The organism is Streptosporangiales bacterium (assembly GCA_009379825.1).
Lineage (GTDB): Bacteria > Actinomycetota > Actinomycetes > Streptosporangiales > WHST01 > WHST01.
In genome coordinates, this window is the sequence record WHTA01000038.1 from 41,627 (window position 1) to 49,684 (window position 8,058).

Annotated in this window: 6 protein-coding genes and 2 pseudogenes; 4 read left to right on the top strand and 4 right to left on the bottom strand. The window is 71.2% G+C overall.

All coding sequences use genetic code 11. The annotated features are described in order from the left end of the window. The first annotated feature begins 184 nt into the window (after positions 1-184). The 4 genes from GEV07_18255 to GEV07_18270 all read left to right on the top strand — a co-directional run bounded on the left by GEV07_18255 (position 185) and on the right by GEV07_18270 (position 4,603). Complete coding sequence (locus tag GEV07_18255; protein ID MQA04568.1) at positions 185-1,384, top strand: 2-methylcitrate dehydratase; 1,200 nt, start codon at positions 185-187, stop codon at positions 1,382-1,384. 4 nt (positions 1,385-1,388) lie between these two features. Then, positions 1,389-2,573 (top strand): CoA transferase, encoded by a 1,185-nt coding sequence (locus GEV07_18260; GenBank protein MQA04569.1) that lies wholly within the window; start codon positions 1,389-1,391, stop codon positions 2,571-2,573. 33 nt (positions 2,574-2,606) lie between these two features. Beyond that, positions 2,607-3,773 carry an acyl-CoA dehydrogenase gene (locus tag GEV07_18265; protein ID MQA04570.1) on the top strand — a complete coding sequence of 389 codons (1,167 nt, stop codon included), beginning with the start codon at positions 2,607-2,609 and terminating at the stop codon, positions 3,771-3,773. A 74-nt stretch (positions 3,774-3,847) separates the two neighbouring features. Further along, a complete protein-coding gene (locus GEV07_18270) occupies positions 3,848-4,603 on the top strand; it encodes a UTRA domain-containing protein (protein ID MQA04571.1) in 756 nt (251 codons plus the stop codon). Positions 4,604-4,606: 3 nt separating this feature from the next. Here GEV07_18270 and GEV07_18275 read toward each other — a convergent pair whose 3' ends face one another. From GEV07_18275 to GEV07_18290, 4 genes and pseudogenes are all read right to left on the bottom strand, one after another. Next, the gene (locus GEV07_18275; GenBank protein MQA04572.1) at positions 4,607-5,038 is read right to left on the bottom strand and encodes an ABC transporter permease; all 432 of its coding nucleotides are present in this window, start codon (positions 5,036-5,038) and stop codon (positions 4,607-4,609) included. A gap of 246 nt (positions 5,039-5,284) precedes the next feature. Next, positions 5,285-5,362, bottom strand: a pseudogene (locus GEV07_18280) (heterocycloanthracin/sonorensin family bacteriocin). 837 nt (positions 5,363-6,199) lie between these two features. After that, positions 6,200-7,078 (bottom strand): annotated as a pseudogene (locus GEV07_18285) (ATP-binding cassette domain-containing protein). Further along, positions 7,075-7,977 (bottom strand): TetR family transcriptional regulator, encoded by a 903-nt coding sequence (locus tag GEV07_18290; protein MQA04573.1) that lies wholly within the window; start codon positions 7,975-7,977, stop codon positions 7,075-7,077. The pseudogene GEV07_18285 and the gene GEV07_18290 overlap by 4 nt, the downstream one beginning before the upstream one ends. Positions 7,978-8,058: the final 81 nt, after the last annotated feature.

Below are 8,058 nucleotides of genomic sequence, written 5' to 3' on the forward strand. Positions count from 1 at the left end.
GTCGTGTCATGAATGGCCGTACAAAGGTTTCGACATTGTGGGCGTGCCGGCTGGCGGACGTCAATAGCAACTCGCAATCTCTACGAATCAACGGGAGTTGACCTCGTCAGTTTTTGGCCGTACAAATGGTTGGGTCAGGCCGCGTCGTAGGCAACGACGCCCGACGGAAGCGGAAAACACGACCATGGTCAGCATCACGGATACCCTCGCCAGCTGGGCACACGACTATGTCCCGGACACCGATGACCTGGCCCTCGCGCACCGGTCGCTCGTGGACACGGTCGGCGTCACGCTCGCTGCGCGTGACCACCCGGTACGTACGATCGCCGCGCAGCTGCCCGAGGTGGCGCGCTGGGCGGCCGTCGGTCACGTGCTCGACTTCGACGACCTGCACGTCGAGTCCACGGCGCACATCAGCGTGGTGATCACGCCGACGGTGCTCTCCGCAAGCGGCGACGCCCGGGCGTATCTGGCCGGTGCGGGTGTCATGGCCCGCCTCGGCACCATGCTCGGCTGGTCGCACTACGCGGCGGGCTGGCACGCCACCTGCACCGCAGGCGCACCGGCCGCGGCCGTCGCCGCCGGGGTCGCCTGGGGTCTGTCCGCACGGCAGCTGGCCACCGCCATGGCGCTTGCCGTACCGGGCGCGGGCGGCGTACAGACGGCGTTCGGCACCGACGGCAAGTCGCTACAGGTGGGCTTCGCGGCGGAGGCCGGCATCCGCGCTGCCCGGCTGGCCCGCGCCGGCGCGACCGCCGACCCGCGCGCGCTGGACGACTGGCTCGAGCTGGTCGGCGGCACGGCCGGGCCGGTCGACACCAGCGGACCTGCCGTGCCAGGCGGCCTCGCGATAAAGATGTTCCCCTGCTGCTACGCGATGCAGCGGCCGATCGCCGCGCTCCGCGGGCTGCGCGGCGACATCGACGACCAGGTCGCGCACGTGACGGTGTCCACGCCCGCGGCCACCCTTCAGCCGCTCATCCACAACTACCCGCGTACCGGCCTGCAGGGCAAGTTCAGCATGCAGTACGCCGTCGCGGCGACACTGCTCGACGACTACCCGGGGTTCGCCAGCTTCACCGACCCTGCGGTCGGCCGCGGCGAGGCGCAGCAGCTGCTGTCCCGCGTCGACGTCGACCGCACCCCCGGCGGCGACGGCCTGCTGGACGGCGAGGTCGACGTACGGGTGGCGCTGGCCGGCGGCCGGACGCTGCAGGCGCGGCTGGGTGACCCGCCCGGTGCTCCGCGCCGGCCGCCCACGGACGCGGAGCTGCGGGAGAAGCTCGCCGCGTGCGGCGAGGACGTCCCGAAGCTGCTCGACGGCATCACCTGGCAGTGTGCCGCTGAGCTGCTGCGCACTGAGCTGCCACTGGTCAGGGACTGATCCGATGGCGCCACTCCCCCTCGAAGGCACCACCGTCGTCAGCGTCGAACAGGCCGTGGCAGCGCCGTTCGCAACCAGGCAGCTTGCCGACCTCGGCGCCCGGGTGATAAAGATCGAGCGGCCGGGCGGCGGCGACTTCGCCCGGCGATACGACACCACCGTGCACGGCCAGGCGAGCTACTTCGTCTGGCTGAACCGGTCCAAGGAGTCGCTGACCGTCGACCTCAAGGCACCGGCCGGCCGGAAGATACTCGACCAGCTGCTCGCCGACGCCGACGTGTTCGTCCAGAACCTCGCGCCGGGAGCGGCGGCCAGGCTCGGGTGCGACGCCGCCACGCTGAACGAGCGGTTCCCTTCGCTCGTGGCGTGCACGGTCAACGGGTACGGCTCGGCCGGCTCCTGGTCCGACCGCAAGGCCTACGACCTCCTGGTGCAGTGCCAGACCGGCCTGGTGTCACTGACAGGCACGCCCGAGGAGGCCGCGAAGGTCGGCATCTCCGTCGCCGACATCGCCGCCGGCATGTACGCGTACTCCGGCATCCTCACCTCGCTGCTCACCCGCGCGACGACGGGGAACGCGCCGGCCGTCGAGGTCTCGCTGTTCGACGCACTCGCCGAGTGGATGAGCCAGCCGGCGTACTACACCAAGTACGCCGGCACCCAGCCGCCACGGGTCGGCGCACAGCACGCGACGATCGCGCCCTACGGCCCGTACACCGCCGCCGACGGCAAGGACGTGCTCCTCGCCATCCAGAACGAACGCGAGTGGGCCGAGCTGTGCCGGCAGTTCTTGGGCCAGCCGGACCTCGTGCACGACCCCCGGTTCGCCACCGGTTCTGCCCGGGTCGCCCATCGCGACGAGCTGAACGCCGTGGTGTCGGCACGGTTCGCCCAGCTCGACAGCGCCGATGCCATGGCCCGGCTCGACGCAGCGAACATCGCCAACGCCGGGGTGAACTCCGTACCGGAGTTCCTCGACCATCCGGTGCTCGCCGAGCGCGACCGCTGGCGCGACGTGGGCATCCCCGGCGGCAGCATGCAGGCGCTCGTACCGCCGACCAACCTCACCGGGATCACGGCGCGGATGGACCCGGTGCCCGCCGCAGGCGAGCACACCGACGACATCCTCGCCGCGCTCGGCCACGAACCCACCACCATCGCACGTCTCCGCGCCGACGGAGTCGTCTGAGAAGTCAACCAGCCCGACCAAGGAGCCGACCAGGTGAGCACTCTCGATCTGCTGAGCCGCGACGAACAGCTGATCGTCGCGGCAGTACGTGATTTCGTGGACAAGGAGATCAAGCCGGTCGTCCAGGAGCTCGAGCACGCCAACACCTACCCGGAAGACCTGATCGAGCAGATGAAGCAGCTCGGCATCTTCGGTCTGGCGATCCCTGAGGAGTACGAGGGCACCGAGGTGTCGGCGTCGTGCTACGTCCTCGTCACCGAGGAGCTCGCCCGCGGCTGGATGAGCCTCGCAGGTGCCATGGGCGGGCACACGGTGGTGTCGAAGCTGTTGCTGCACTTCGGCACCGAGGAACAGAAGCAGCGTTACCTGCCGCGGATGGCCACCGGCGAGGTGCGCGCCACCATGGCGCTGACCGAGCCTGGCGGCGGCTCGGACCTGCAGGCCATGCGCACCGTCGCCCGCAAGGACGACGGCAGTTACGTCATCAACGGCGGCAAGACCTGGATCACCAACGCGCGCAGGTCGCAGCTGATCGCGTTGCTGTGCAAGACGGACCCGGACGCCGAGCCGAAGCACAAGGGCATCTCCGTACTGCTCGTCGAGCAGGGGCCTGGCCTGACCGTCTCGCGGGACCTGCCGAAGCTGGGTTACAAGGGCGTGGAGAGCTGCGAGCTTGTTTTCGACGACTACCGGGCACCGGCCGACGCCGTGCTCGGCGGTGTCGAGGGCAACGGGTTCGCCCAGATGATGAAGGGCCTGGAGACCGGGCGCCTGCAGGTCGCGGCGCGTGCCCTCGGCGTAGGCCGGGCCGCGCTCGACGACTCGCTGCAGTACGCGCAGGAGCGCGAGGCGTTCGGCAAGCCGATCTGGCGGCACCAGTCGGTGGGCAACTACCTGGCCGACATGGCCACGAAGCTGTCCGCGGCGCGACACCTCACCCTGCACGCCGCACGCGAGGCCGACGCCGGCAGGCGGGTGGACATGGAGGCCGGCATGGCGAAGCTGCTCGCGTCCGAGACGGCCATGGAGGTCGCGCTGAACGCCGTACGCGTCCACGGCGGCTACGGGTACTCGACCGAGTTCGACGTGGAGCGCTACTTCCGCGACGCGCCGTTGATGATCGTCGGTGAAGGGACCAACGAGATCCAGCGCAACGTCATCGTCCGCCAGCTCGTCTCGCGCGGCGGCCTGGACGCGTGAGACGACATCGTGACCGCTGACGTCATGGAGGAGTGCTCCTACTACATTCGCAGGTGAGTTCGGGGAGGTGGCAGATGGCGCAGCGTACCGGCGCGAGCGGTCGCGACAGTGCGTACGTTCGGCTGGCGCAAGAGCTGCGTGCCGCCATCCTCAGGCACGAGTTCCCCGACGGCGTACGGCTGCCCACCGAGGCGGAGCTCGCCGAGAGCCACAAGGTCAGCAGGCAGACGGTGCGGCGCGCGTTCCAGGACCTCGTCGCCGAAGGCATGGTCTACCGGGTGCCCGGGCGCGGGACGTTCGCGGCGCCACGTGAGGGGCAGTACCTCAGGCAGTTCGGGTCGGTCGAGGACCTGATGGGCCTGTCCATCGACACCAACATGCGGCTGATCTCGCCGCTGCGGCAGCAGGTCGACCTGGACACCGCCGGCCGGCTGCGGCTGCAGTCCGACCGGGTGTACAAGCTCGCGTTCCTCCGCATCCACGACGAGGTGCCGTTCTGCCACACCACCGTGCACCTGCCGCCGGCCGTGGGCCAGCTCGTGGAGCGCGTACCGGAGTTGCTCGAACCTGGCGCCTCCAGCCACATCACGGTCATCGGCCTGCTCGACCCGCGGCTGCCCGATCCCATCTCCGAAGCGGAGCAGAGCATCACCATCGGCGTCGCGACGGCCGAGGTGGCTGAATACCTGGGCTGCTGCCCCGGCCAGCCGCTGCTGCGCGTCGACCGGCTCTACTTCAGCTCGACCAACCAGCCGGTCGAGCTGGCGATCAGCTACTTCAACCCCGAGCACTACTCCTACCGGGTACGGCTGCGCCGCAACCTCCGCTGACGGCTAGCCGCCGGCCAGGTCGCGCCGCCGGAACGCGGCGAACGCCAGCGCGCCGAGTACGGCTGCGGCGGCGAGGAGTGCGAGCACGGGCGTGAATGCGAAGTCCTCGACCGGCAACCGCGGGATGTGCTGCAACGGCGAGGTGTTCATCAGCCAGCTCGGCCACCCCAGGTTCGGCGCGAAGAACCGCACGATCCCGCCGTAGACGAGCACCGCCCACGCCACACCCACGACTCGCGGCACGGCGGCGAAGAGCAGCGCCGCCAGCGCGAGCACGAGGAGCACCTCGGGCGCCCGGACGAGGTACGCGGCGGTGAGCTCGGCGACCAGGCTCGCGTCACCGCCCGCGGCGACCGCACCCACACCGGTCGCCACGCCGGTCGCGGTCAGCAGCAGCACCGCGGCGCCCCCGGCGACGAGGATCGAGCTGCCCAACCAGGCGGACCGACCGGTCGCGGCCGCGAGCACCGGCGTGACGCGGCCACCGGTCTCGTCCTTGCGCCAGGCCTGCAACCGCGAGGATGGCGAAGGCGCCCACCACCGACGTAATCATGACCACCATCAGGCTCAGGTACCCGCGCAGCACGTCCACACCGCCGCCGAAGAAGTCGGCGTCGGCGCTCGCTGCGACCAGCGGGCCCAGCCTGCCGTAGACCAGGCCCGCGGCGAACAGCACCACGAGCCACCACAGGATCGTCCGCCGCCGCAGCCGCACCTCGAGCGCGAGCACCGACCGCACCCACCGCGGCGCCGCGGCGCGCCCCGTCCTGGACGGCAGCAGGCCGGCACCGAAGTCCCGCCGCGCCGACAGCACGTACGCGCCCGCGGTAGCCAGCACGGCGAACCCGACGGACAGCAGCAGCGGCCACCACCGCTGGTCGTCGAGCACGCGGGTCAGCAGCGGCCACGCCAACGGCGACAGCCAGGCGAGAGCACCGCCGTCCTCGTCGTTCACCACGCCGAACGCCCGCAACGCCCACGCCACACCGAGCACCATGGCCGCCAACCCACCGGCGGCCCTGGAGTGCTCGGTCAGCTGCGTGGCGCAGGCCGTGACGCCGGCGAAGACCAGGCCGGTCGCGGCAACGCCTGCGCCGAAGAGCAACGAGCTGTCGCCGGGAAAGCCCAGCCCCATGAGTGCAACCGCGATCAACCCGCCTAGACCGGCGTTCGCCAGCACCGCGAGCACGAGTGCTGCGGTCAACGACGCGTGCCGGCCGACCACGGCCGCACGCACCAGCTCCGCCCGGCCGTTCTGCTCCTCGGCACGGGTGTGCCGGGCAACGAGCAGGATGCTCATGAACGCGGCGGCGAGCAGGAACTCCATGGTGTAACCGAGGAAGTACCGCTCCAGCGTGACGTGCTCGAGGCCGAACAACGGTCCGGCGAACACCCGGCCCATCGCGTTGTTCAGCAGGTCGACCGACTCCTGCAGCTGCTGCCGCGATGTCGTCGTCATCGACAACACCGTGTAGAAGTACGGCACGAACGCCGTGACGGCGAGCAGCCAGACGGGCAGCTTGACCCGGTCGCGGCGCAGCCCGATACGCACCAGGGCGCCGGAGCCGGTCAGCGCGCCGGCCACCGAGCGGCGCGTCATCGCGCCGCTCCCGCCCCGTAGTGCCTGAGCATCAGCTCCTCGAGGGTGGGCGGGTGCGTGGTCAACGCGCGGATGCCGTACTCCCCCAGGTGTTTCATCGCCGCGTCGAGGTGTTCCGCGTCCACCGTGAACCGCGCCCGGGTGCCCGCGACGTCGGCATCGTGCACACCGGCGAGGTCGCCGAGACCGCCGACCGGCATTGCGGTCTCCGCCTCCACGGTCGTACGGGTCAGGTGCCGTAGCTCGGCCAGCGTCCCCGACTGCACGATGCTGCCCTGCCTGTCGGCCAGCCGCTCCACCTGGGCGAGGATGTGGCTGGACAGCAGCACCGTGCGCCCGGCCGCCCGCACTTCGCCGACCACCTCCTGGAACGCCGCCTCCATCAACGGGTCGAGCCCCGACGTCGGCTCGTCGAGCAGCAGCAGCTCCACCTCGGACGCCAGGGCGGCGACGAGCGCGACCTTCTGCCTGTTGCCCTTGGAGTAGGTGCGGCCCTTCTTCGTCGGGTCGAGCTCGAACCGGTCGATCAGCTCGGTGCGGCGCTTCCTGTCCAGCCCGCCGCGCAGCCGGCCGAGCACGTCGATCGCCTCACCGCCGGTGAAGTTGGGCCACAGCTCGACGTCGCCAGGCACCTACGCAAGCCGCCGGTGCAGCTCGACCGCGTCCGCCCACGGGTCGCCGCCGAGCAGGCGCGCCCGGCCGTCGTCGGCGCGCAACAGCCCGAGCAACACCCGGATGGTCGTGGACTTCCCCGCCCCGTTGGGACCGAGGAAGCCGTGGACCTCGCCGATGCGGACGGTGAGGTCCAGGCCGTCGAGTGCGCGGGTGGCGCCGTACGTCTTGACCAGCCCCTCGGTAACCACGGCGGTGTTCATCGGCTGCTCCGGTAGGTGGTGTGCCGCAGCACGTGCACGAGGTACTCCTCGATCTCCGCCGCGCTGCACGAGTCCGGGTAGGTCAGCAGGTGCGTGGCGACCGCGCCGGTGAGGATCCGCTGGATGACCGCCAGGTCGGTGTCGGGCGGGAAGTCGCCGCGGTCGCGCGCCTGCTCGAGCACGGCGGCGATCGCCCGGTCGCGCTGGTCGATGCTCGCCTCCCGGTACGCCTTGGCGAAGTCCGGATGGTCCTGCATCGACGTCATCAGCCTGCGGGTGAGCTGACGCAGCCGCGGACGCGCGAGCGTCTGCGCCCAGTACGACAGCATCTCCTCGACGTCGGCGACCTCGGGCAGCTCCGCCGGCTCCTGGTGCCCGGCCTTGATCGCGGCGATGACCAGCTGGTCCCGCTCCGCGTACCGCCGGTAGACCGTCGCCCTGGTGACCCCGGCGCGCCGGGCGACCTGCTCGACGCTGACCGCACCGATGCCGCGGTCGATCAGCAGGTCGAGCGCAGCCGCCACGATGCCGGCGTCCGCCTCGGCACTCCGCGGCCGCCCAGGCCCGCGGCTGGTGGTGACCATGGGGAAACAATACAGAGCAGCACTGTATCGAAATAAGGGCGGAAGTAGGACCGCGTAGTACGTGGGAGTCCGCGCCCCGCCTACGGCGGCACGGGGGCGCCGGCAGCGACCGCATGCCCGGCGCCGCGACCGCCGGCACAGCCGGTCGACCCGCCCCGCCCGCACCCAGTCGGCGGCCGCGGCGAGCGAGTGCAGGCGTCCGCGACACCGGGCCGCCCCGCAGTACATGGGGGTCCGGCCGCGCCTACCGCGACTCCGGCGCTCCCACGACCTCGCAGCACATGGGCCTCCTACCGCGACACCGCGGCAGCACATGGGGAGGCCACGCCTACCGCGGTACCGGGGTGCCGGCGGCGACCGCGTGGCCGGCGCCGCGGCCGTCGGCGCAGCCGAGCA

Bases quoted from the DNA above. Each gene is read 5' to 3' on its own strand.
- GEV07_18260 (MQA04569.1), top strand. From the start codon at position 1,389: ATGGCGCCACTCCCCCTCGAAGGCACCACCGTCGTCAGCGTCGAACAG.
- GEV07_18255 (MQA04568.1), top strand. From the start codon at position 185: ATGGTCAGCATCACGGATACCCTCGCCAGCTGGGCACACGACTATGTC.
- GEV07_18270 (MQA04571.1), top strand. From the start codon at position 3,848: ATGGCGCAGCGTACCGGCGCGAGCGGTCGCGACAGTGCGTACGTTCGG.
- GEV07_18290 (MQA04573.1), bottom strand. From the start codon at position 7,977: ATGTGCTGCCGCGGTGTCGCGGTAGGAGGCCCATGTGCTGCGAGGTCG.